Genomic DNA, 22,398 nt, shown 5'->3' with positions numbered 1-22,398 from the left:
CCCGCGGCCGGGGGTGTGCTCCAGAACCCGGTGGAAGGCCGGGTGTTCGCCAGGGAAGGCGCAGGTCAGACGGTGAGTGAGCCGTTGCCCGCGACCACCTCCGGCCGCAGCAGCGCGGTCAGCCTCTCCTGCGGCAGCAGTCCCTTCTCCAGGACCAGTTCGGCCACGCCCCGGCCGGTGGCCAGGGCCTCCTTGGCGATGTCGGTGGCGGCCGTGTACCCGATGTGCGGGTTCAGGGCGGTGACCAGGCCGATGCTGTTCTCCACGCTCGCGCGCAGCACCTCGGTGTTGGCGGTGATGCCTGCCACGCAGCGCTCGGCGAGGGTGACGCAGGCGTTGCGCAGGTGGGTGATGCTCTCCGAGAGGGAGTGCAGGATGATCGGTTCGAAGGCGTTCAGCTGGAGCTGGCCGGCCTCCGCCGCCATGGTGATGGTGACGTCGTTGCCGATCACCTCGAAGGCGACCTGGTTGACGACCTCCGGGATCACCGGGTTGACCTTGCCCGGCATGATGGACGAACCGGCCTGCACCGGGGGGAGGTTGATCTCGCCGAGGCCCGCGCGCGGGCCGGAGGAGAGCAGGCGCAGGTCGTTGCAGCTCTTGGAGAGCTTGACGGCGATCCGCTTGAGCACGCCGGACATCTGGACGAAGGCGCCGCAGTCCTGGGTGGCCTCGACCAGGTTGGCGGCGGTGACCAGGGGGAGGCCGGTGATGTCGGAGAGGTGGCGGCGGGCCGCCTCGGCGTAGCCCCTCGGCGCGTTGAGGCCGGTGCCGATGGCGGTGGCCCCCAGGTTGATCTCGTGGATCAGCTCGACCGCCTCGGCCAGGCGGCTGCGGTCCTCGTCGAGCATGACGGCGTACGCCGAGAACTCCTGGCCGAGCGTCATCGGTACGGCGTCCTGGAGCTGGGTGCGGCCCATCTTCAGTACGTCGCGGAACTCCACCGCCTTGCGGGCGAACGCGTCCTGAAGCACCGACATCGCCTTGAGCAGGCCGCGTACCGCGAACACCGTCGCGATCTTGACGGCGGTCGGGTACACGTCGTTGGTGGACTGGCCGAGGTTCACGTCCTCGTTGGGGTGCAGGTACGCGTACTGGCCCTTCTCGTGGCCCAGCAGCTCCAGCGCCCGGTTGGCCACGACCTCGTTGGCGTTCATGTTGGTCGACGTGCCGGCGCCCCCCTGCACCACGTCCACCACGAACTGGTCGTGCAGCTCTCCGGCCCGGATCTCGCGGCAGGCCGTGACGATCGCGGCCGCCTTCTTCGGGTCCAGCAGACCCAGCTCCTCGTTGGCGCGAGCGGCGGCCTCCTTCACCGCGGCCAGGGCGGTGATCAGATGGGGATAGGCGGAGATCGGGGTGCCGGTGATGGCGAAGTTCTCGGTCGCGCGCAGGGTGTGGACGCCCCAGTAGGCGTCGGCGGGGACGTCGCGGTCGCCGAGGAGGTCGTGTTCGCTGCGGGTGGCGGCGGTCATGGGTGCGGGGCCTCTTTCAGAGGGTGGGGTGAGGTGAGGTGGGGGTGGCCGTGGCCGGTGGGCTGCCTGCGGCGGCCTGCGCGGGTGTGCTGTGGCGTGCGTTGCGCCGGGGGCGGGTGGAAGGTCGGGGCCGCGGCGGGGGTGTCCGTCCTCGGTCCGGCGGCTCGGTGGGACGTCATGTCGCCCTGGGTTGCCGCCGGCCGCTGGGGGCGGACACCCCCCGCAGCGTCCCCTGCTCGCCGTGCGCAGCTGCCGGCCGTCCCGCCTCGTCCTGGGTGGGTCAGGCCGCGTGGGCCAAGGGGTCCAGGGCCCGGGCCGGGCGGATCTCGCCTACGGGGGTGCCGCCGCCGAGCAGGGGTTCGCCGGCGAACTCGGTGAGGCGGGTGGGGTCGACGCCGGCGCGGGCGAGGGCCGCGGCGGCTACGGGGATGCGGGCGCGGTTCGCCCCGTCGGCGATCTTGACGGCGATCGCGCGGCCGTCGGGCAGCGCCGCGACCTGGACGCCCTCGAAGCCGTCCTTGGCGAGCAGGCCGGGGACGGCCCGCATCAGGGCGGCCACGTCACGGCCGGAGCCGGAGGCCAGCTCGGCGTGGTCGCGCACGGCGTCGGCGACGCGCGCCTCGGGCGTGCCGGGGGCGGCGGTGGTGAGGCGGGCGGCGGCGCGGGCGAGGCCGTGCAGGGACAGGGCGAAGAGCGGTGCGCCGCAGCCGTCGACCGTCACCGCGGCGATCTGCTGGCCGGTCAGGTCCTCCACTGTCTCGGCGATCGCCTGCTGGAGGGGGTGAGCCGGGTCGAGGTAGTCGTCCAGCGACCAGCCGTTGAGCGTGCAGGTGTAGAGCATGGCCGCGTGCTTGCCGGAGCAGTTCTGGGCGAGCCGGGACGGGAGCCGGCCCTCGCGCACCCAGGTGTCCCGGACCGTCGGGTCGAACGGCATGTCGGGCGTGTTGCGCAGATCGTCCTCGGTGAGCCCGGCCAGTTCCAGGATGCGGCGGGTGCCGGCGAGGTGACGTTCCTCGCCGGAGTGGCTGGCGGCGGTGAGTGAGAGCAGTTCGCCGTCGAGCGGCAGACCTGCCCGGACCATGGCGACGGCCTGGACCGGCTTGATGGCGGAACGGGGATAGAAGGCCGCCTCGATGTCGCCGAGCTGGAAGGCGACGCCTCCGTCGGTGCCGAGGACGACTACGGAGCCGTAGTGGATGCCCTCCACCATCCCCCCGCGGACGAGGTGGGCGACTGGGGCGTGGAGGGGCTCACGGACCTGGGGTGCGTCCGCAACGGAACTGCTGTACATCACTGCCTGGTTCTTCGGTGGGTGGGCGTCGGCCGGGGCGTGGTTCACACGTCGGCCTTGGTCGGGTTTCCGATGCGGCCGCGGATGGCGTACCAGCCGGCGACCAGGGCGGCGACGATCAGCGGCAGGCACAGCACGGTGGTGCGTCCGGCGCCGCCGTCGGCGTACATGAGGACCAGGACGGAGGCGAGGAACGCCAGCGTCACGATCTCGGTCCAGGGGGAGCCCGGCAGCCGGTAGCCGGGGCGGTCGAGTTCGCCGTTCCGGGTCTTCCGCCAGAACAGCAGGTGGCAGACCATGATCATGCCCCAGGTGGCGAGGATGCCGAGCGCGGCGAAGTTCAGCACGATCTCGAACGCCTCGGCGGGGACGACGAAGTTGAGGCCGACGCCGAGCACGCAGACGCCGCTGGTGAGGAGGATGCCGCCGTAGGGGACCTGGCTGCGGCTCATGGCGCCGGTGAACTGCGGGGCGGAGCCGTGCACGGCCATGGAGCGCAGGATGCGGCCGGTGGAGTAGAGGCCGGAGTTGAGGGAGGACATCGCCGCGGTGAGCACGACGAGGTTCATGATGCCGCCGGCGGCGGGGATGCCGATGTTGGAGAGCACGGTGACGAAGGGGCTCTCCCCCGCCTTGTACGACGACCAGGGCAGCAGCATCGAGAGGAGCACGACCGAGCCGACGTAGAACAGGCCCACGCGCCACATGATCGAGTTGATCGCCTTCGGCATGATCTTCTCGGGGTTCTCGGTCTCGCCCGCGGCGACGCCGACCAGTTCGACGGAGGCGTAGGCGAAGACGACGCCCTGGATGATCAGCAGCATGGGCAGCAGGCCGTTGGGGAAGACGCCGCCGTTGTCGGTGATCAGCGACGGGCCGGGGGTGCGGCCGTCGACGGGGTGCTGGGTGACCAGCAGGAAGATGCCGATGCAGAGGAAGACGACGAGCGCGCCGACCTTGACGATGGCGAACCAGAACTCCAGTTCGCCGAAGATCTTCACCGAGATCAGATTCACCGTGAGCACGACGGCGAGCGCGATGAGCGCCAGCGCCCACTGGGGGATGTCGGAGAACATGCCCCAGTAGTGGGTGTAGGTGGCGACCGCGGTGATGTCGGCGATGCCGGTGGTGGCCCAGTTGAGGAAGTACATCCAGCCCGCGGTGTAGGCGCCCTTCTCACCCATGAACTCGCGGGCGTACGAGACGAAGGCGCCGGAGGAGGGGCGGTAGAGCACGAGTTCGCCGAGGGCGCGTACGACGAGGAAGGCGAAGACGCCGCAGACGGCGTAGGCGATGAAGAGGGAGGGGCCCGCGTCGGCGAGGCGGCCGCCGGCGCCGAGGAAGAGGCCGGTGCCGATGGCTCCGCCGATGGCGATCATGTTGACGTGCCGGGACTTGAGAGACTTGCTGTAGCCCTCGTCTCCGGCGTCGACATGGCCGGAACGTTTCTGCACGTCCTTGCGCAGGGACTGCTCGCTCACGCCGCGGGTCCGCCTTCCGTGGGGGTGTCCGTGCGCGTGGGGCGCACGATGTCGGTCAGGGTGGTCTCCACTCGGTCGAGGTGGTGCGACATCGCCTCGACCGCGTCGTGCTCCGAACCGTCGATCAGCGCCTCGACGATCGCCCGGTGCTCCCGGTTGGACTGCTCGCGCCTGCCGCCCAGCTCGTTCAGGAACGCGGACTGGCGGGCGAGGGCGTCCCGGATCTCCTCGATCACCCGGCGGAACACCGGGTTCTGGGCGGCCTCGGCCACGGCCAGGTGGAAGAGGGTGTCCATCGCCACCCACGCCGTGGTGTCGGTCTCCCGTTCCATGCGGTCGAGGAGATGGGCCAGGTGGTCGAGGTTCTCGGGGGTGCGGCGCAGGGCCGCGTACCCGGCGACCGGGATCTCGACGTGGCGGCGCACCTCCAGCAGGTCGCTGGCCGCGTAGTCGCCGAAGGTGGGGTCCTCGACGCTGTGGGCGACCACGAAGGTGCCCTTGCCGGTCTTGGCCACGGTCAGCCCGAGTGCCTGGAGAGCCCGCAGCGCCTCGCGCAGCACGGGCCGGGAGACCTCGAGGGTCCGGCACAGCTCGGCCTCGGAGGGCAGCTTGTCACCGATCGCGTACTCGCCGCGCTCGATGGCGCCGCGAAGGTGGCCGAGCACCGCTTCCATGGCGCTGACGCGCCGCGGGCCACGCCCGGCTGTCTGGCTGTCTGACAGGTTCACGGAGGACGATCCTGCGGGGACCTCGGCGCGCTGTCAAGGTGAGGGAAAGAAGAAATTCATGCCGGGTGTTCCGTGGAAGAATACTTTTCGACGCCGCGGCGGTACGCCCGGTTCCGCCGGCCACGCCCCGGCAGGTCGACCGCCAGCCGTGCCACGGCAGCCGCCGGTTCGGTCAGCCGCGCCACCGGGCAGCCGGTCCCGCCGCCGTGAGTGTGGGGGCACTCGCGTCCGGTGTCGCGTCGTGCAGCGCTTCTCCCTGTCGTGCAGCGCTTCTCCCTGTTGTGGTGGGCTCACCCTGTTGTGGTGGGCTCACCCCGTCGTGGTGGGCGTCCGTTCACGCGCACAGCGCCTCGGCCAGCGCGAACCCCCCGAACGCGGCCCCGAGTCCGGCCGCCACGCTGCCCACCGCGTTGGCCGCGGCGGGCAGCCGGGCCCCGGACTCGGCGAGCCGCAGGGTCTCGTAGGAGAAGGTCGAGTACGTGGTCAGGGCGCCGCACAGGCCGGTGCCGAGGAACAGCCGGAGGGCGGAGTCGGCGGCTCCGGCGGCGGTCGCACCGGTCAGCAGGCCGAGGGCCAGGCAGCCGGTGACGTTGACGGCGAAGGTGCCCCAGGGGAAGACGGAGTCGCGGCGGGACTGCACCGCGCGGTCGGTGAGATAGCGCAGCGGGGCGCCGATCATGCCGCCGACGACGACCAGCAGCCAGTTCACGGTGTCTCCCTGCGAGGGGTGGGCCGCACGATCTCGCACGCGTCGAGGGTCACCAGCCCGTCGCCGACCAGCTCGTCCAGCTCCGGCAGGAAGGCCCGTACGCGATCCTCGGTGTCCACGATCACGACGGCGACGGGCAGGTCCTCGCTGAGCGACAGCAGCCGGGAGGTGTGCACCACGGAGGAGGCGCCGAAGCCCTCGACGCCGCGGAAGACGCTGGCGCCGGCGAGGCCCGCCACGTGCGCCCGGTGCACGATCTCCGTGTACCGGGGCCGGTGGTGCCAGGTGTCGCTCTCGCCGACGAGAACGGTCAGCCGCAGGGCGCGGCCGGTCGGTCGGGTCATCGCTGCCTCCGGAGCAGAAGCCGTCGGGTCCCGGTGGCGGCCAGCCAGACGGCGGCGAGGGCCGCGCACAGCGTCGCTGCGAGGTAGGCGGCCGCCGTGCCGGGGCGGCCGGCCTCGACCAGCCGCTGGATGTCGACGGCGTATGTCGAGAAGGTGGTGAACCCGCCGAGCACCCCGGTGCCGAAGAACGGGCGGAGCAGCGGGTGGGCGGGGCGGCCCTCGGTGACGGCCACCAGGAAGACCCCGATCACCGCGCAGCCGACGACGTTGACCCAGAAGGTCGCCCAGGGGAAGCCGTCCGGGGCGGCGGGCCACCCCAGGGAGGCCGCGTAACGGGCGGTGGCGCCGATGCCGCCGCCGAGCGCGATCACGGCGACGACCGGCGCCTGGGCGCGCCGGGCGGAGCGCCGCCGTACGGGGGCGCGCGTTGCGGCGTCGTCGGTGTCCGGGACTGTCATGGCCGTGCTTCTCCTACTCGCCTGGACCCGGCATGCGGGCGCCGCCCTCGCAAGTAGGGACCGTTGGCGGCCTGGCCGCCGCGGTTCGATGACGGCGGGCCCCACCGCCGCGCCGCGAGGTGATAGCGGCCGGCCAACAGCGTAACTCCGGGCCGGTACCCGGTCACGTCGGGGCCCGTGCCGCGCAGACGGCGACACCTCGTTCCCGGACGCTGCCCGGCACCGGCACCTCCCCGGTGCGGCAGACGCTGGTCGCCCACGCGGAAGCCGGAACGGCGGCGGGTGAGGTGGTGCGCGCTCGCGCACGTACGGCGATCCGCGCGGCGCGGTGTTCGGCGGGTGCGGCGCGGTGCGGCAGGCCGAGGGGCGGGACGCGGCCGCCCCCGGCACCGGGCAGGGCCCGGCCGTCCGTGTCCAGGATCACCGGCCGGCTGGAGCGCCACCTCGGCGGCCGTGCCCCGTCCGCGCGGGCGACGCCGCGTCGCCCGCGGCCGCTACCAGCCCTTTTCGAACATCCGCGCCACCTCCGCGACGCGCACCTCGTCGCGCCGGTAGTGGACCCGGCCGTCGATCCGGCGGGAGCGGAGCAGGCCGAGGGCGGTGAGGAGGGCGAGATGGGTGTCGGTGACCGGGCCGGGGAGACCCAGTTTGGCGGCCACCGCGTCGCCCGGGACGCCGTCCGCGAGGAGGTCGGTGCCGTGGCGCGGCGGGAAGTGGGCGGCCGGGTCCTTGAGCCATTCCAGGATGCGCAGCCGGGTGTCGTGGGCGGGAGTCCTCAGCATGTGTCCCCCTCGGTCGGGCCCCTCACTGGTCCGTTTTCCCTGCGTGGCGGGGTGTGAGACATCGCTTCCCGGACGTGTCGCCGTCCTGTCCGGCATCGGACGGCCTTCGACCCCGGTGCGGGGCAACGCGCGAGGGCCCGGCCGCGGAGGTGCGCACTCACGCGGCCGGGCCCTCGGGACCGTGGGGCGGCGGTGGCCGAACCGATTCAGTGCACGCCGGCCGTGCGGGTCAGCGGTGGCTGAACCACGCCATCGCCGGGAGCGCCCGGTCGTCGTAGCCGAACAGGGCCTGGTTCTCCCAGCCGTTCCCGGAGGACGGGTCGGTGGGGTCCCAGCCGTTGCCGGTCACGGCCGTCCAGGTGGCCTCCCAGTAGAAGACGCCGAGGCCACGGCCGTTCGGTACGGCCTCCACGATGCTCGCGATGTCGTTCATCCACCTGGTCTGCCCGGCGGTGGTGGCCGGGTAGCCGGAGACCAGCTCGCCGGGGAGGTCGATGATGTTCTCGTGCGCGTCCTCGCTGTCGAGCCGGAAGGGGTAGGCCGTCTCGGCGACGAAGACCGGCTTGCCGTAGCGGGCGGCCGCGTCGTCCAGGGTGGTCTGGAAGTCGTACAGCGAGCCGTGCCAGTAGCCGTAGTACGACAGGCCGATGGCGTCGAACTTCACGCCGTTGGCCAGTGCCGAGTCGAACCACCAGCGGGTGCCGGTCAGGTCGCCGCCCTTCGCGAGGTGCAGAGCGACAGGGGTGGACGAGCTGACCGCCTTGACCGCGTCGTAGCCGGAGTTGAGCAGTCCGGCCAGCTGCGGCCAGTTGCTGGTGGAGCCCTCGCTCCAGAGCATGCCGCCGTTGATCTCGTTGCCGACCTGGACCATGTCGGCGGTGGTGCCCTGGGCCTTCAGCGCGCTCAGCACGTCGTACGTGTGGTGGTACACGTCCGTCTTCAGCTGGCTGTAGGAGTGGCCCGCCCACGCGGCCGGCTTGGACTGGGCGCCCGGGTCGGCCCAGGTGTCCGAGTAGTGGAAGTCGACGAGCAGCTTCATGCCCTGCGCCTTGATCCGCTTGGCCATGGCGAGTACGCGGGTCTTGTTGTTGTAGCCGTCGGCGGGATTCACCCAGACCTTCAGCCGGGCATAGTTCATGCCCGCGGACTTCATGACGGCGAGCGGGTCGGCGGTGGAGCCCGAACTCGTCCGGTACGCGCCGCCCTTGGCCTCGCTCTTGGGCAGGGAGGACACGTCGGCGCCGTGGATCGTGGTGCCGGACGTGCCCGAGGTGAACGTCAGGTCGTCGACGTTGATCCAGTTGCCCGCGTTGGCGTCGCTGTTGACGCTGATCGTGCACTGGTTGGTGGTCACGTCGACCGGCACGACGATCCGGATCCAGCCGCTCGCGGAGACCGGGAGGTCGGTGCGCTGTTCGGCGCCGCCGCAGTTCTTCAGGGCTATGTACGCCGCGTTCTGGCCGCCGCCGGAGCGGACCCAGGCGGTCAGCTTGTACGTGCCGTTGGTGAGGCCGGAGAGGTACTGGTACGTCTCCACCTTGTACGCGGTGGACGCCCAGTGGCTCAGCCGGTAGCTCCCGCCGTGGCCCCCGGCCTCGGTGAAGGAGGCGCCTGTCGAGCCGTACTCGGACCAGCCGGCGGGTGTGCCCGTGCCGGCGCCGCCGGACTCGAATCCGCCGTTGGTGAGGGTGCTCGCCGCCTCCGCGGTCTGCGCCGGGAGGGCGGTGAGGGCGAGCCCCGCGGTGAGCGGCAGCAGCAGGGCTCTGAGGGTGCGTCTGGGATGGAACATCGTTGTCCGTCGTCCCTTCGACGTAACGGGGATGGGGAACCTCCGCTGTCTCGGGCAGCTGCCCGGGGATGCTGGAGGCGGCCCCTCCGCCCGCGGCTCGTAGGGCTCGCGCGGGCGGAGGGGAGTCGGTCGGTCCTGGGGCCGGGTTGGCCCGGGGCCGGGCCAGGCCTGGGGGCCGGGTCGGTCCTGGAGGCCGGGTTCAGCCGTCGAGCCGGACGACCCGTACGGCTCCCGCGGGGATCTCGACGCCGCCCGCGGCGCGTTCACCCGTCAGCAGCTCGGTGCCGGGCGCGTCCAGCGGCACCTTGGCGTCGGTGCCGGTGTGGTTGAGGGCGAACAGATAGGTGCCCGACTCGCCGGCGCGCAGCACTACTTCGACGTCGCGTGGCAGTTCGGTGCGCGGGGCGAGACCCGCGTCCTCGGCGGCCCGGGCGAGCACCGCGTCCAGGCCCTCGGTGGCGAGGCGGGTGGAGACGTACCAGGCGGTGCCCTCCCCGAGGCGGTGCCGGGTGACGGCGGGGCGGCCGGCGGTGAGGCCGTCGGCGTAGGTCCACACGGTCTCGGCGCCGCGCGGCACCACGAACTCCGTCCACACGTCGGCGCCCAGCTCGGGGACGCCGCCGGGGCCGGTGATGCGGACCGTCTCGCCCTTCAGCAGCGGGGAGAACTCCTCGACGGTCAGGCCGAGGACATCGCGCAGCGCGCCGGGGTAGGCGCCCTCGTGGACGGCGTCGTGCTCGTCGACGATGCCGGAGAAGTACGAGACCAGCAGGGTGCCGCCGTTCTCGACGTAACCCTTCAGATTGCGCCCCGCGGCCTCGGTCATCAGATACAGCGCGGGCACCACGACCAGCGGGTAGGCCGACAGGTCGGCCTCCGGGTGGGCGAAGTCGACGGTGAGGTGGCGGTCGTAGAGCGCCTCGTAGAAGCTGTCGGCGCGCTCGCGGGCGTCGTGGTCCTCACTGGGCCGCCAGTCGAGGTTCTGCGCCCACCAGGAGTGCCAGTCCCAGAGCACGGCCACGTCGGCGCGGGTGCGGGTGCCGCGGATCTCCTCCAACGCGTCCAGTGACGCGCCGAGTCCGACGACCTCGCGCCAGACGCGGGTGTCGGTGCCGCCGTGCGGGACCATCGCCGAATGGAACTTCTCGGCGCCGCGCCGGGACTGCCGCCACTGGAAGAACATGGCGCCCTCGGAGCCGCGCGCCACATGGGCGAGGGAGTTGCGGGCCATCTGGCCGGGGGCCTTGGCGGGGTTGCGGGCCTGCCAGTTCACCCCCGAGGTGGAGTGCTCCAGGAGCAGCCAGGGGGCGCCGCCGGCCACCGAGCGGGTGAGGTCGGCGGCCATGGCGAGGTTGACGTGGGTGCGGCGGCCGTCGGTGATGAGGTAGTGGTCATTGGTGACGAGGTCGACCTCGCGGCCCCAGGCCCAGTAGTCGAGGGAGTCGCACTGGCTGAGCGCGGTCATGAAGTTGGTGGTCACCGGGACGCCGGGCGAGAGGCGGTGCAGGATGTCCCGCTCCGCCACGAAGTTCTCGCGGATGGTGGCGTCGGCGAACCGCTTGTAGTCCAGGGCCTGTGCCGGATTGCCGACGGTGGGGGTCACGCGCGGCGGGTTGATCTGCTCCAGATCGGTGTAGTGCTGGCCCCAGAAGGCGGTGCCCCAGGCCTCGTTGACCGCCTCGACCGTGCCGTAGGTGTCCGCCAGCCAGCGGCGGAAGTGGGCGGCGCAGGAGTCGCAGTAACAGGCGGAGACCGGGACCCCGTACTCGTTGTGGACGTGCCACATCGCGAGGGCGGGGTGGTCGCCGTAGCGCTCGGCCAGCTTGGTGGTGATGTGCGCGGCGGCGGCCCGGTAGTCGGCGTTGCTGTGGCAGATGGCACCCCGGGAGCCGAACTCGTAGCGGGTGCCGTCGGCGGTCACCGGGAGCGCCTCGGGGTGCTCGCGGTAGAACCAGACCGGGGGCACCACGGTGGGGGTGCCGAGGTCGACGCGGACGCCGTGCTCGTGCAGCAGGTCCAGGAGCCGGTCCAGCCAGCCGAAGTCGTACTCCCCGGGCGCGGGCTCCAGCAGCGCCCAGGAGAAGATCCCGACACTCACCATGGAGACGCCGGCCTCCCGCATCAGCCGGACATCCTCCTGCCAGACGCTTTCCGGCCACTGCTCGGGGTTGTAGTCCCCACCGAAGGCGAGCCTGGTGAGGCCCCTGGGGGTGGTCTCCGGCATGGATGTCTCCCGAGTAATCGATCATTTGGGAACGTGCACACACAACGGTGGCGGTACAGGCCCAACATAACCGCACAGCAACAACCATTGACAAGTGTCCGGGATGTTTCTCTACTGTGAACGCTCACAGAAGCATGGCAGGTCCTCGCGACGGGCGAGGGCCCCAGGTCAGGGGAGATATCCATGCCGATCACGAAGCGCCGGCGGCTTTTCAGAGGCGCGGCGACCGCCGTTGCCCTCACCCTCGGCACCACCGCCCTCGCCGCGTGCGGCTCCGAGGACGGCGACGGCGAGGCCGGGGCGGGGCCGGTCTCGCTCACGTACTGGACCTGGACGCCCGGCATGGACAAGGTCGTCGACCTGTGGAACAAGGGCCCGGGCAAGAAGGACCGGATCACCGTCACGGTGAAGAAGCAGGCCTCCGGGGACACGCTGGTCACCAAGATCCTCACCGCGCACAAGGCGGGCCAGGCGCCCGACCTGGTGCAGGCCGAGTACCAGGCGCTGCCCACCCTGGTCAGCAATGACGCGCTCGCCGACATATCGGACGAGGTCGGCGGGGTGAAGGAGAAGTTCGCCGAGGGCGTCTGGCAGCAGACCACGCTGGGCACGGACGCGGTCTACGCGGTCCCGCAGGACATCGGCCCGATGATGTTCTACTACCGCGAGGACCTGTTCGAGCAGTACGGCCTGAAGGTCCCGACCACCTGGGACCAGTTCGCCGAGACCGCCCGGGCGCTGAAGAAGAAGGCCCCGGACAAGGACCTCACCACCTTCTCCGCCAACGACTCCGGCCTCTTCGCGGGCCTCGCCCAGCAGGCCGGAGCGAAGTGGTGGACCACTCGGGGCGAGCAGTGGAAGGTCGGCATCAACGACCCGGCGACCCGGAAGGTCGCCACGTTCTGGGGTGACCTCGTCGAGGAGGGCGCCATCGACAACCAGCCGATGTACACCCCGGCCTGGAACAAGGCGCTCAACACCGGCAAGCAGATCGCCTGGGTCAGCGCCGTGTGGGCCCCGGGCACGCTGACCACCGCCGCGCCCGACACCAAGGGCAAGTGGGCCATGGCCCCGCTCCCCCAGTGGTCCGCCGACGAGAACGTCACCGGCAGCTGGGGCGGCTCCTCCACCGCCGTCACCACCGACTCCAGGAACAAGGAGGCCGCCGCCAAGTTCGCCGCCTGGCTGAACACCGACGGCGCGGCGCTGAACGCGCTGGCCAAGGAGAGCGGCATCTACCCGGCCTCCACGGCGGCTCAGCTCAGCGGCGCCTTCACCGAGTCACCGGAGTACTTCTCGAACCAGGCCGACTTCTACACCAAGGCCGCCGAGATCGCGCAGACCACCGCGCCGTCCGCCTGGGGCCCGAACGTGAACGTCGCCTACACCGCCTTCAAGGACGCCTTCGGCGCCGCCGCCAAGAACAAGTCGGACTTCACGGCCGCCCTGGACACCATGCAGGAGGCCACCGTCGCCGACATGAAGAAGCAGGGCTTCGAGGTTTCCGAGTGACGACCGCACGCCGGAGGTCGTACGGGGTCAAGGGAGCCCCGTACGGCTTCCTCCTCCCCGCGACGATCCTGTTCGCCCTGTTCTTCGCGCTGCCCATCGGCTACGCGGTCTGGCTCAGCTTCCGCAAGGTGAAGGTCTCGGGCCTGGGCCTCGGTTCCGGCGCCCGCCGCGAGGTGTGGGCGGGCCTGGAGAACTACACCGCCGCCCTCACCGACAGCGAACTGCTCGACGGCGCGCTGCGCGTCCTCGGCTACGGCTGCATCGTCGTCCCCGTCATGCTGGGCCTCGCGCTGCTGTTCGCGCTGATGCTCGACTCCGAGAAGGTGCGGCTCGCCCCCTTCACCCGGCTCGCGATCTTCCTGCCGTACGCCGTCCCCGGTGTGGTCGCGGCGCTGCTGTGGGGCTTCCTGTACCTGCCGGACGTCAGCCCGTTCTACTTCGTCCTCGACAAGCTCGGCCTGCCGCAGCCCGACCTGCTGGACGGCGGTCCGCTCTACCTCGCCCTCTCGAACATCGCGGTCTGGGGCGGCACCGGCTTCAACATGATCGTCATCTACACCTCGCTGCGGTCCATCCCGGCCGAGGTCTACGAGGCGGCGAAGCTGGACGGCGCCACCCCGCTGCAGACCGCGCTGCGGATCAAGATCCCGATGGTGGCGCCCTCGCTGGTGCTGACCTTCTTCTTCTCGATCATCGCGACGCTCCAGGTGTTCAGCGAGCCGACCACCCTCAAGCCCCTCACCAACTCCGTGTCCACGACGTGGAGTCCGCTGATGAAGGTGTACCAGGACGCCTTCGGCAAGGGTGACATCTACGCGGCGGCCGCCCAGGCCACGATCATCGCCCTGGCCACGCTGCTGCTGTCCTTCGGCTTCCTGCGGGCCGCGAACCGTCGTCGGGAACAGGAGGCGGCACGATGAGCACGCTGGCCATCCGCAAGACCGAGCCCGCCGCGGGCACCACCCCCGGCACCGCCCAGGGTCCGCCGCTGCGCCGCCGGATCGCCCTGATCCCCACCGTGACGCTGCTGCTCGGCGCGCTGTACTGCCTGCTGCCGGTGGCGTGGGTGGTGATCGCCTCCACCAAGTCCGGCAGCGAGCTGTTCTCCACGTTCACCTTCCTGCCGGGCACCGGCTTCGCCGAGAACCTCTCCGACCTGAACGCCTACCGCGACGGCGTGTACTGGCAGTGGATGGGCAACTCCGCCCTCTACGCGATCCTCGGCGCCCTGCTGTCCACGGCGGTGTCGTCCTTCGCGGGCTACGCGCTGGCGACGTACCGCTTCCGCGGGCGCGAGACGATGTTCAACGTGCTGCTCGCAGGTGTGCTGATGCCGCCGGTGATCCTGGCGATCCCGCAGTACCTGCTGCTGGCGGAGGCCGACCTGACGGACTCCTACCTGTCCGTGCTGCTGCCGCAGATCCTCTCGCCGTACGGCGTCTACCTCTCCCGGATCTACGCGGCCGCCGCCGTGCCGGCCGACGTGGTGGAGGCCGGGCGGATGGACGGCGCGAGCGAGTGGCGGATCTTCACCCGGATCGCGCTGCCGATGATGGTGCCCGGTCTGGTGACGGTCTTCCTGTTCCAGTTCGTGGCCATCTGGAACAACTTCCTGCTGCCGTACATCATGCTCAGCGACGACGAGAAGTTCCCGATCACGCTCGGCCTGCACACGCTGCTGGAGCAGGGCGCGAACACGCCCGCGCTGTACACCCTGGTGATCACCGGCGCGTTCCTCGCGGTGCTCCCGCTGGTGGCGCTGTTCCTGGTCATCCAGCGGTTCTGGAGCCTGGATCTGCTGTCCGGGGCCGTAAAGTCATGACCATGAGCCATACGGGGGGTCGGCGCAAACCGCCGACGATTCACGATGTGGCGCGCGAGGCCGGTGTCTCGCGCGGCACCGTCTCGCGCGTGCTCAACGGCGGGCACTACGTCAGCCCGGCCGCGCAGGAAGCGGTCAACGCCGCGATCCGCCGGACGGGATACGTCGTGAACCGGCACGCGCGCTCCCTGATCACCGGTCGTTCGGACTCCGTCGGCTTCCTGCTGACGGAGCCCCAGGAGCGGTTCTTCGAGGATCCGAACTTCAACGTCCTGCTGCGCGGCTGCACCCAGGCGCTGGCCGCGCACGACATCCCGCTGCTGCTGATGCTCGCGGGTACGGAGGACGAGCGGCGGCGCATCACGCGGTACATCACCGCCGGGCACGTCGACGGGGTGCTGCTGGTCTCCAGCCACTCCGGCGACCCGGTCGCACAGGAGCTGCGCGAGGCGGGCGTCCCGCTGGTCGCCTGCGGCAAGCCGATCGGACTGGGCAAGGTGAGCTATGTGGCCGCCGACGACCGGGACGGCGCCCGGGACATGGTCCGCCATCTGCTCTCGCTCGGGCGGCGCCGGATCGGCGTGGTCACCGGCCCGCTGGACACACCCGGCGGTGTGGAGCGGCTGGCCGGTTACAAGGAGGTGCTGGGCGAGGCGGGCCTGCCGGTCGACGACGCTCTCATCGTCTCCGGCGACTACAGCCGGGCCAGCGGCGAGGCGGGCGCCGAGCGGCTGCTCGCCCGGGCCCCCGACGTGGACGCGGTGTTCGTCGCCTCCGACCTGATGGCGCAGGGCGTGCTCACCGCGCTCCAGCGCGCCGGGCGCCGGGTGCCGCAGGACGTGGCGGTCGGCGGCTTCGACGACTCCCCCGCCGCGGTGGCCGCGAGCCCCGAGCTGACGACGATACGGCAGCCCTGGGACCGGATCAGCGCCGAGATGGTGCGGGTCCTGCTGGCCCAGATAGGGGGCGAGGACCCGGCCGCGGTGATCCTTCCGACGGAGCTGGTGAAGCGGGAGTCGACCTGACCCGTCCGGCGGCGGGCGCCGCGCCGGTCACGACGAACCCCGGCACGGCCGTGCACACCCGGTCCCGGCCGGCCCGAGCGCGCTGCCCGGCGGTCCAGCCGGCGGCGCGTTCGTCGTCCACGGCACCCGGCCGCGCCGCCGTCCGGGCCGGCACTCCAGCACCTCCCGTGCCCCGGGCAGCCGGTCGGCGAGGTCGATACGGGCGGGGCGGTTGCGCCGGGCGGTCGCTGAGCCCGTGCGGCCTCGACGCCTCTCCGCCCTAGGACCAAGGCCCGAGGGCGGCTCCGACCGTGGGCCGCCGACGGCGGGCCCTCGGCCGCCTAGGGTGAGGCGCATGTCCGAAACGACGCCATTAGTGGATCTCGACGCCTACTTCCGCAGGATCGGCTGGGAGGGGCCGCGCCGCGCCGACACGGCGACGCTGCGGGGGCTGCATCTGGCCCATGCCCGGTCCGTTCCGTTCGAGAATCTGGAGGCCCTGCGGCTCAGGGCTCCGTCCCTGGCCCCGGACGATCTCATGGCCAAGCTGGTGCACAGCAGGCGCGGGGGCTACTGCCACGAGCAGAACCTGCTGTTCTCGTACGTCCTGGAAGCGCTCGGTTTCCGGGTGACCCGGCTCGTCGCGCGGGTCGTCCTGGGCGCCGACCGTATCGAGAGCCGCCCGCGCGGCCACATGATCCTGCTCGTCACCGCCGCGGACGATCCACGGCCGTATCTCGCCGACGTGGGGTACGGGGCCGCCGGGGCACTGCTGGAGGCGGTGCCGCTGGTCTCCGGGACCGAACTCCACGACGCGGGGCGCCGCCACCGGTTCGTCCACGCGCCGCACAGCGGGCCGTCGGAGCTGTGGGTGCTGGAGGCGTACGACCGGGTCGGGGACGAGTGGGTGGCGCAGTACGTGTTCACCCTGGAGCCGTTCGAACTGTGCGACTACGAGGTGCTCAACTGGGAGGTGGCGACGAACCCCCGGTCACCGTTCACCCGCCGTCTGTTCGCCCAGCGGACCACGTCCGACGGGCATCTCCTGCTGGAAGGCCGGCTCCTCACCGAGACCGGTGCCGACGGCACGGTGCGCAAGCGCGAGCTGGCCGGTGAGGCCGAGGTGCGCCAGGTGCTGGACGCTGATTTCGGCATCACCGTGCCGGACGGGATGACGCTCTCGCTCTGATCCCGGGCGCCGCCGTCAGGGGCGGGCGAGGAGGGTACGCACCCCGGCCGAGGTCAGGGTCAGCCCGTGGGCGGAGCTGGCGTCGATGGTGAGCGACAGGTCGTCGGAGGGCCACTGCGCGGCCAGCACGCCCAGCGGGACCAGGCGGTAGCGGGAGACGAAGGGCAGCAGCCCGGCCATCTCCAGCTCGGAGGTGAAGACGGGCACGACCGGCACCCCGTCCGGCTGCTCCAGGACGGGCAGCGCCACGGCGGTGGGATCGGTCGCGTCCTCCTCCGGGACGTCGTCGGGCACGGGGACGAGCACATCGCTGTGGGCGAGGGTGTCCAGCGCGGCGGTGTCCTCGGTGTCCCGGGCGAGCGCGTCGAGCGCCTGCTGGGCGGGGTTGGTGCCGTTGCCGGCGGGTGTGTCCATGGCGGGTTCCCCAGGTAGCTGCGGTCGTACACCGGCGTCCGGCCAAGATCGGTCGGGCGGGTGTTCCTCGCGTACCCGAAGCCGCCCGGACCATGCGCGCCCGCGCCCCTGCGTCGCACAAACCGAGCGGCCCGGACCGGTGGGCCGAGACGGCTCACCGGTCCGGGCCGGAGCCCATCAGGCCAGGTCGAAGCGGTCCAGCTCCATGACCTTGACCCACGCGGCGACGAAGTCCTTGACGAACTTCTCCTTCGCGTCGTCGGCGGCGTAGACCTCGGCGAGCGCGCGCAGCTCGGAGTTCGAGCCGAAGACCAGGTCGGCACGGCTGCCGGCCCACTTCAGCTCACCGGTGGCGGCGTCACGGCCCTCGAAGGCGGTCTGGTCCTCGGAGGTCGACTTCCAGGTCGTGCCCAGGTCGAGCAGGTTGACGAAGAAGTCGTTGGTCAGCGCGCCCGGGGTCGTGGTGAAGACGCCGAGCTGCGACTGCTGGTGGTTGGCGTCGAGCACGCGCAGGCCACCGACGAGCACGGTCATCTCGGGGGCGCTCAGGGTGAGCAGGTTGGCCCGGTCGAGCAGCAGGTATTCGGCCGGGAGGCGGTTGCCCTTGCCCAGGTAGTTGCGGAAGCCGTCGGCCGTGGGCTCCAGCGCGGCGAAGGACTCGACGTCGGTGTGCTCCTCGGTCGCGTCGACGCGGCCCGGGGTGAAGGGCACCTCGATGTCGAACCCGGCGTCCTTGGCGGCCCTCTCGATCGCGGCGCAGCCGCCGAGGACGATCAGGTCGGCGAGGGAGACCTTGCGGGGGCCGGTGTTCCACTCCTGCTGGACGGTCTCCAGGGTGCGCAGGACGACCGCGAGCTGGTCGGGGTCGTTGACCTCCCAGTTGCGCTGCGGCTCCAGGCGGATGCGGGCGCCGTTGGCGCCGCCGCGCTTGTCGCTGCCGCGGAACGTGGAGGCCGACGCCCAGGCGGTGGCGACCAGCTGGGAGACGCTGAGGCCCGAGTCGAGCAGCTTGGCCTTCAGGGCCGCGACGTCGGCGGCGTCGATGAGCTCGCCCTCGCGCTCCGGCAGCGGGTCCTGCCACAGCAGGGTCTCCTCCGGGACCTCCGGGCCGAGGTACAGCGACTTCGGGCCCATGTCGCGGTGGGTCAGCTTGTACCAGGCGCGGGCGAAGGCGTCGGCGAACTGGTCGGGGTTCTCCAGGAAGCGGCGGGAGATCTGCTCGTAGACCGGGTCGAAGCGCAGCGCCAGGTCGGTGGTGAGCATGCCCGGCGCGATCTTCTTCTGCGGGTCGTGGGCGGAGGGGACGGTGCCCTCGCCCGCGCCGCCCTTCGGCCGCCACTGCTTGGCGCCGGCCGGGGACTCGGTCAGCTCCCACTCGAAGCTGAAGAGGTTCCAGAAGAAGTTGTTGCTCCACTTGGTGGGCGAGCTGGTCCAGGTGACCTCCAGACCGGAGGTGATGGTGTCCGCGCCCTTGCCGGTGCCGTAGGTGTTCTTCCAGCCGAGGCCCTGCTCCTCCATGGTGGCGGCCTCGGGGTCGGCGCCGACGTGGTCGGCGGGGCCGGCACCGTGGGTCTTGCCGAAGGTGTGGCCGCCTGCGATGAGGGCGACGGTCTCCTCGTCGTTCATCGCCATGCGGCGGAAGGTCTCACGGATGTCGCGGGCCGCGGCCAGCGGGTCGGGGTTGCCGCCGGGGCCCTCGGGGTTGACGTAGATGAGGCCCATCTGGACGGCGCCGAGCGGGTTCTCCAGCTCGCGGTCGCCGGTGTAGCGCCGGTCGTCGAGCCAGGTGGTCTCGGGGCCCCAGTAGACGTCCTCCTCCGGCTCCCAGACGTCCTCGCGGCCACCGGCGAAGCCGAAGGTCTTGAAGCCCATGGTCTCCAGGGCGACGTTGCCGGCGAGGATCATCAGGTCGGCCCAGGAAAGGCTCTGGCCGTACTTCTTCTTGACCGGCCACAGCAGGCGGCGGGCCTTGTCGAGGTTGGCGTTGTCCGGCCAGCTGTTCAGCGGGGCGAAGCGCTGCTGGCCGGCGCCGGCGCCGCCGCGGCCGTCGCTGATCCGGTAGGTGCCCGCGCTGTGCCAGGCCATGCGGATGATGAACGGCCCGTAGTGGCCGAAGTCGGCCGGCCACCAGTCCTGGGAGGTGGTCAGCACCTCGGCGATGTCCCGTTTCACGGCCGGGAGGTCGAGGCTCTTGAAGGCTTCGGCGTAGTCGAAGTCCTCGCCGAGCGGGTTCGCCACGGCGGGGTTCTTCGCGAGGATCTTCAGGTTGAGGCGCTCCGGCCACCACTGGCGGTTGCCACCGCCCTGGGTGGGGTGCGGGGCCCGCCCGTGCGCGACCGGACAGCCACCGGTTCCCTCCGTCTTCGGGTCGGTGACGATCGCATCGGGGTTCTCAGCCATGGGAAACCTTCCGGACTAGTGATCACGGTGCTCAGGAACTGCTGGTGGTGGAACAGCCGGGGCACAGACCCCAGTAGATGACCTCGGCCTCGTCGACGAGGAAGCCGCGGTCGTCCGAGGCGGTGAGGCAGGGGGCGTGGCCGACCGCGCAGTCGACGTCGGCGACGACGCCGCACGAGCGGCACACGAGGTGGTGGTGGTTGTCCCCGACGCGGCCCTCGTAGAGGGTCGGGCTGCCCGGGGGTTCGATACGGCGGACGAGTCCTGCCGCGGCCAGCGCGTGCAGCGCCTCGTACACGGCCGGGAGGGAGATGTGGCCCACGCGCTCGCGGACGCCGGAGGCGATGGCCTCGGCGTCGAGGTGGTCACCGGCCCGCACGGTTTCGAGCAGCGCGACACGGGCGGCCGTCACCCGCAGGCCGGCTCCCCGCAGTTCGTCGGCGGTGGTCGGGGTCCCGGGTGCGGTCATGCGGTCAACCTACCGCCTAAACACGAACAATTAAAGAAAACAATGCGTTCAAGTTGGGTGGCCGTGGGAAGCCACCCCGGCGGCGCCGGGGTGGCGCGGGGACGGCCTGGTCAGAGCGGTGCGGGCGGGAGCGTCAGCCGCTGTGGACGCTCACCTCGTGGAGCGAGTAGCCCCAGTCGGTGCCCCGGGCCAGGCCCTGGACGCGGACATACCGGGCGGGAATCGGCGTGAACCGCGCGGTGTCCAGCCCGCCGTCACCGGCCGTGGTGGACCACGCGGCCCGCCAGGTCTCGCCGTCGGCGGACAGCTCGACGCGGTACGCCTTCGCGTAGGCGCGTTCCCAGTCGAGGGTGACGCGGCCGACGAGGTGGGTGGCGCCCAGGTCGAGACGGAGCCACTGGGCGTCGCTCCACTCGCTGGCCCAGCGGGTGTCCCGGGCGCCGTCGACGGCCCGGCCGGGCGCGAAGCCGGTGAAGGGGTTCCACCACTCGGTGGAGCTGGCGGTGGCCGTGGCGCCCGCGGCCAGGTTGGTCTCCGCGCGGTGCCGTTCGGTGCCGCCCCAGGTGCCGAGGTAGGACTCGGCGCCGCGGAACAGGTCGTCGACGACGTCCTGGCCGCCGACCAGCCGGATGTCCTCGATCCAGTCGGGGACGAGCCCGTAGTGGGCGGCGCCGTCGGTGTTCAGGTCCCAGGTGCGCTCGCCGGTGGTCTGCCGGTCGATGAGGGAGCCGCCGTCGACGCTGCGGAACGGGTAGCGGACCGGGTTGCCGGTGCCCGTGCCGCGCGGGCCGGGCCAGCCGCCGACGCCGTTCATGTCGGTGCCGTAGCCGTAGCCGACGCCGTACTTGTCGCGCAGCGCGTCGGTGCGCTCCGCCTCCGCGGTGAAGCCCTCGGAGCCGTGCATGTACTGGGCGACGAAGCCGCCGAGGCGGTAGACCCGCTCGGTCCAGTTCAGGTCCATCCAGCTGTGCGAGGAGAGCACGCCGGGGTAGGACTCGGCCTCGAAGATGTCGAGCACCCGGCCGGTGGCCTTGACGCTCATGTGGTCGATCTCCAGCATCATCTTGCGCTGCATCATGCCGCGCACGGCGTACTCGCCGAGTGCGGTCAGCCCGCGCGCGTTGCAGCGGGCGTCCGCGGCGTACGACGGGACGGACACGCCCGCCGGCAGCCGCTTCTCGGCCCCGGGGGCGGCGGCGAGGCCGATGGGGTTGTCGGCCTGCGGGCCCGCGCACTTCTCGGTCTTCCAGAACGTGCCGGTGGACAGGAACTGCCCGACGTTGATCGCGGTGCCGAGCGCACCCGAGTCGAAGCGGACGCCGCACAGCGCGTTGTCGAACTTGTGGCACAGGAACATGCTGCGCACGCCGAGCGCGTACAGCTCGTCCAGCCCCTTGTCGATGTCCTCCTTGTCGCACTGCGGCACGTCCAGGACCTGCTTGCAGCCGAACGGCTCGGAGGTCTCCACGCCCAGAATGACGGCCAGCTTGCCCTGCTCGATCACCCGGCGGGCCTGCGCGCTGTCGGTGACGATCCGGAACCAGCCCTTGCCGGGGCCGCCGTACATCCGGTCGACGTAGGCCTGGAGGTCGTACGTCAGCTTCGCCTGGAGCCGGATCGACGTCATCTCGTCGCAGCTGCGGTCCTTGAAGAAGTACACCGAGCAGATCACGCCGTTGGTGACGAGGTCGTTGACCATCACCCGCTGGCCGCCGCGCCAGGCCCGCTCCACCCAGGCGTAGTAGTTCTGCTGGTGGGTGAGCGAGTCGTGCGCGGGCCAGTCCTCGAACGTGGGCCAGCCGACCGGGTCGTGCTTGCCGTCACCGCCGTTGGTGATGAAGTCGAAGATCGCGAGGGAGCCGTCGGGGTAGTGCTCGGGGCAGTCCTTGAGGGCGTCGGCGATGCCCGCCTCGGAGAAGGTCCTGCCGCAGATGAGACGTCCGCCGAAGGCCTCGTTGGAGAACAGGTGGTTGTGCGCGTCGACGAATCCGCGCACCTCTCCCTTGCCGTCGGCGCCGGTGAACGGTTCGCCGGTGACGTTGATCTGCGAGTCGGGCGCGGGGCGCGCGGCAGGGTTCCACCAGTCGTCGCCCGCGGCGGAGGTGGGTGCGGGGCCGAGGGCCAGGGCGAGGACCAGGAGGAGCAGCGTCACCACGGTGACGTGTTTCCGGCTGCGGTACGAGCGTCGCGCCATGGCCACTCCTCGGATTGTCATGCCCACGCAAGGGATCCGAAGAGAATCGCGACCGGCGGCGCAGGAGTCAAGAAGCCCACCGGCGCCCAAGGGAAACGGGTCCTCCAGGATGC

General features: G+C 71.5%; 20 protein-coding genes. 5 read left to right on the top strand and 15 right to left on the bottom strand.

What is annotated here, in order from left to right:
* Window positions 1-65: 65 nt before the first annotated feature.
* From aspA to VE614_RS08450, 11 genes are all read right to left on the bottom strand, one after another.
* Window positions 66-1,475, bottom strand: a complete 1,410-nt coding sequence (gene aspA / locus VE614_RS08500; RefSeq protein WP_324934287.1) for an aspartate ammonia-lyase — start codon at window positions 1,473-1,475, stop codon at window positions 66-68.
* A 280-nt stretch (window positions 1,476-1,755) separates the two neighbouring features.
* Entirely contained in the window at window positions 1,756-2,766 is a 1,011-nt protein-coding gene (locus VE614_RS08495) for an asparaginase (protein ID WP_324934284.1), read from the bottom strand.
* A 44-nt stretch (window positions 2,767-2,810) separates the two neighbouring features.
* Complete coding sequence (locus VE614_RS08490; RefSeq protein WP_324934282.1) at window positions 2,811-4,247, bottom strand: amino acid permease; 1,437 nt, start codon at window positions 4,245-4,247, stop codon at window positions 2,811-2,813.
* Complete coding sequence (locus tag VE614_RS08485; RefSeq protein ID WP_324934363.1) at window positions 4,244-4,921, bottom strand: FadR/GntR family transcriptional regulator; 678 nt, start codon at window positions 4,919-4,921, stop codon at window positions 4,244-4,246. Before VE614_RS08485 ends, VE614_RS08490 begins: the two co-directional genes overlap by 4 nt.
* A gap of 388 nt (window positions 4,922-5,309) precedes the next feature.
* The gene (gene crcB / locus VE614_RS08480; protein ID WP_324934280.1) at window positions 5,310-5,684 is read right to left on the bottom strand and encodes a fluoride efflux transporter CrcB; all 375 of its coding nucleotides are present in this window, start codon (window positions 5,682-5,684) and stop codon (window positions 5,310-5,312) included.
* The gene (locus VE614_RS08475) at window positions 5,681-6,028 is read right to left on the bottom strand and encodes a DUF190 domain-containing protein (RefSeq protein WP_324934278.1); all 348 of its coding nucleotides are present in this window, start codon (window positions 6,026-6,028) and stop codon (window positions 5,681-5,683) included. The genes crcB (VE614_RS08480) and VE614_RS08475 overlap by 4 nt, the downstream gene beginning before the upstream one ends.
* A complete protein-coding gene (gene crcB / locus VE614_RS08470; RefSeq protein ID WP_324934276.1) occupies window positions 6,025-6,486 on the bottom strand; it encodes a fluoride efflux transporter CrcB in 462 nt (153 codons plus the stop codon). Before crcB (VE614_RS08470) ends, VE614_RS08475 begins: the two co-directional genes overlap by 4 nt.
* A 163-nt stretch (window positions 6,487-6,649) precedes the next feature.
* The gene (locus VE614_RS08465; RefSeq protein ID WP_324934274.1) at window positions 6,650-6,910 is read right to left on the bottom strand and encodes a hypothetical protein; all 261 of its coding nucleotides are present in this window, start codon (window positions 6,908-6,910) and stop codon (window positions 6,650-6,652) included.
* A gap of 70 nt (window positions 6,911-6,980) precedes the next feature.
* A complete protein-coding gene (locus tag VE614_RS08460) occupies window positions 6,981-7,268 on the bottom strand; it encodes an ArsR family transcriptional regulator (RefSeq protein ID WP_324934272.1) in 288 nt (95 codons plus the stop codon).
* A 229-nt stretch (window positions 7,269-7,497) separates the two neighbouring features.
* Window positions 7,498-9,057: an arabinogalactan endo-1,4-beta-galactosidase gene (locus VE614_RS08455; protein WP_324934270.1), complete on the bottom strand. Its 1,560-nt coding sequence runs from the start codon at window positions 9,055-9,057 to the stop codon at window positions 7,498-7,500.
* Window positions 9,058-9,256: 199 nt separating this feature from the next.
* Entirely contained in the window at window positions 9,257-11,281 is a 2,025-nt protein-coding gene (locus VE614_RS08450; protein ID WP_324934268.1) for a beta-galactosidase, read from the bottom strand.
* A 183-nt stretch (window positions 11,282-11,464) separates the two neighbouring features.
* On the opposite strand from VE614_RS08450, the gene VE614_RS08445 reads away from it, so the two are divergent.
* The 5 genes from VE614_RS08445 (at window position 11,465) to VE614_RS08425 (ending at window position 16,808) form a co-directional block, all read left to right on the top strand.
* Window positions 11,465-12,793, top strand: a complete 1,329-nt coding sequence (locus VE614_RS08445) for an extracellular solute-binding protein (protein ID WP_324934266.1) — start codon at window positions 11,465-11,467, stop codon at window positions 12,791-12,793.
* On the top strand, window positions 12,790-13,713 hold the full coding sequence (locus tag VE614_RS08440) for a sugar ABC transporter permease (RefSeq protein WP_324934264.1): 924 nt from the start codon (window positions 12,790-12,792) through the stop codon (window positions 13,711-13,713). Before VE614_RS08445 ends, VE614_RS08440 begins: the two co-directional genes overlap by 4 nt.
* A complete protein-coding gene (locus VE614_RS08435; protein WP_324934262.1) occupies window positions 13,710-14,615 on the top strand; it encodes a carbohydrate ABC transporter permease in 906 nt (301 codons plus the stop codon). The genes VE614_RS08440 and VE614_RS08435 overlap by 4 nt, the downstream gene beginning before the upstream one ends.
* Window positions 14,612-15,640, top strand: coding sequence for a LacI family DNA-binding transcriptional regulator (locus VE614_RS08430; protein ID WP_324934260.1), 1,029 nt, complete (start codon window positions 14,612-14,614; stop codon window positions 15,638-15,640). The genes VE614_RS08435 and VE614_RS08430 overlap by 4 nt, the downstream gene beginning before the upstream one ends.
* A 334-nt stretch (window positions 15,641-15,974) precedes the next feature.
* Window positions 15,975-16,808, top strand: coding sequence for an arylamine N-acetyltransferase family protein (locus VE614_RS08425; RefSeq protein ID WP_324934258.1), 834 nt, complete (start codon window positions 15,975-15,977; stop codon window positions 16,806-16,808).
* A gap of 15 nt (window positions 16,809-16,823) precedes the next feature.
* Here the strand turns inward: VE614_RS08425 and VE614_RS08420 are convergent, their stop codons facing one another.
* The 4 genes from VE614_RS08420 to VE614_RS08405 form a co-directional block, all read right to left on the bottom strand.
* A complete protein-coding gene (locus VE614_RS08420) occupies window positions 16,824-17,222 on the bottom strand; it encodes an SseB family protein (RefSeq protein WP_324934256.1) in 399 nt (132 codons plus the stop codon).
* 177 nt (window positions 17,223-17,399) lie between these two features.
* Complete coding sequence (katG, locus tag VE614_RS08415) at window positions 17,400-19,622, bottom strand: catalase/peroxidase HPI (protein ID WP_324934254.1); 2,223 nt, start codon at window positions 19,620-19,622, stop codon at window positions 17,400-17,402.
* Between the two features lie 31 nt (window positions 19,623-19,653).
* Window positions 19,654-20,091, bottom strand: a complete 438-nt coding sequence (locus tag VE614_RS08410; protein WP_324934252.1) for a Fur family transcriptional regulator — start codon at window positions 20,089-20,091, stop codon at window positions 19,654-19,656.
* Between the two features lie 133 nt (window positions 20,092-20,224).
* On the bottom strand, window positions 20,225-22,285 hold the full coding sequence (locus VE614_RS08405; RefSeq protein WP_324934250.1) for a discoidin domain-containing protein: 2,061 nt from the start codon (window positions 22,283-22,285) through the stop codon (window positions 20,225-20,227).
* Window positions 22,286-22,398 lie beyond the last annotated feature (113 nt).

It is taken from the genome of Streptomyces sp., from assembly GCF_035645055.1.
GTDB lineage: Bacteria > Actinomycetota > Actinomycetes > Streptomycetales > Streptomycetaceae > Streptomyces.
Note: the sequence above shows the minus strand (reverse complement) of the source record. Positions and strands in the feature narration are given on the sequence as shown.

What these genes read in the sequence shown, in the direction of transcription:
- VE614_RS08450 (WP_324934268.1), bottom strand. Translation starts at nt 11,281, where the DNA reads ATGCCGGAGACCACCCCCAGGGGCCTCACCAGGCTCGCCTTCGGTGGG.
- VE614_RS08455 (WP_324934270.1), bottom strand. Translation starts at nt 9,057, where the DNA reads ATGTTCCATCCCAGACGCACCCTCAGAGCCCTGCTGCTGCCGCTCACC.
- VE614_RS08425 (WP_324934258.1), top strand. Translation starts at nt 15,975, where the DNA reads ATGTCCGAAACGACGCCATTAGTGGATCTCGACGCCTACTTCCGCAGG.
- VE614_RS08445 (WP_324934266.1), top strand. Translation starts at nt 11,465, where the DNA reads ATGCCGATCACGAAGCGCCGGCGGCTTTTCAGAGGCGCGGCGACCGCC.
- VE614_RS08405 (WP_324934250.1), bottom strand. Translation starts at nt 22,285, where the DNA reads ATGGCGCGACGCTCGTACCGCAGCCGGAAACACGTCACCGTGGTGACG.
- VE614_RS08420 (WP_324934256.1), bottom strand. Translation starts at nt 17,222, where the DNA reads ATGGACACACCCGCCGGCAACGGCACCAACCCCGCCCAGCAGGCGCTC.
- katG (WP_324934254.1), bottom strand. Translation starts at nt 19,622, where the DNA reads ATGGCTGAGAACCCCGATGCGATCGTCACCGACCCGAAGACGGAGGGA.
- VE614_RS08430 (WP_324934260.1), top strand. Translation starts at nt 14,612, where the DNA reads ATGACCATGAGCCATACGGGGGGTCGGCGCAAACCGCCGACGATTCAC.
- VE614_RS08485 (WP_324934363.1), bottom strand. Translation starts at nt 4,921, where the DNA reads ATGGAAGCGGTGCTCGGCCACCTTCGCGGCGCCATCGAGCGCGGCGAG.
- VE614_RS08410 (WP_324934252.1), bottom strand. Translation starts at nt 20,091, where the DNA reads ATGACCGCACCCGGGACCCCGACCACCGCCGACGAACTGCGGGGAGCC.
- aspA (WP_324934287.1), bottom strand. Translation starts at nt 1,475, where the DNA reads ATGACCGCCGCCACCCGCAGCGAACACGACCTCCTCGGCGACCGCGAC.
- VE614_RS08495 (WP_324934284.1), bottom strand. Translation starts at nt 2,766, where the DNA reads ATGTACAGCAGTTCCGTTGCGGACGCACCCCAGGTCCGTGAGCCCCTC.
- VE614_RS08435 (WP_324934262.1), top strand. Translation starts at nt 13,710, where the DNA reads ATGAGCACGCTGGCCATCCGCAAGACCGAGCCCGCCGCGGGCACCACC.
- VE614_RS08460 (WP_324934272.1), bottom strand. Translation starts at nt 7,268, where the DNA reads ATGCTGAGGACTCCCGCCCACGACACCCGGCTGCGCATCCTGGAATGG.
- crcB (WP_324934276.1), bottom strand. Translation starts at nt 6,486, where the DNA reads ATGACAGTCCCGGACACCGACGACGCCGCAACGCGCGCCCCCGTACGG.
- VE614_RS08475 (WP_324934278.1), bottom strand. Translation starts at nt 6,028, where the DNA reads ATGACCCGACCGACCGGCCGCGCCCTGCGGCTGACCGTTCTCGTCGGC.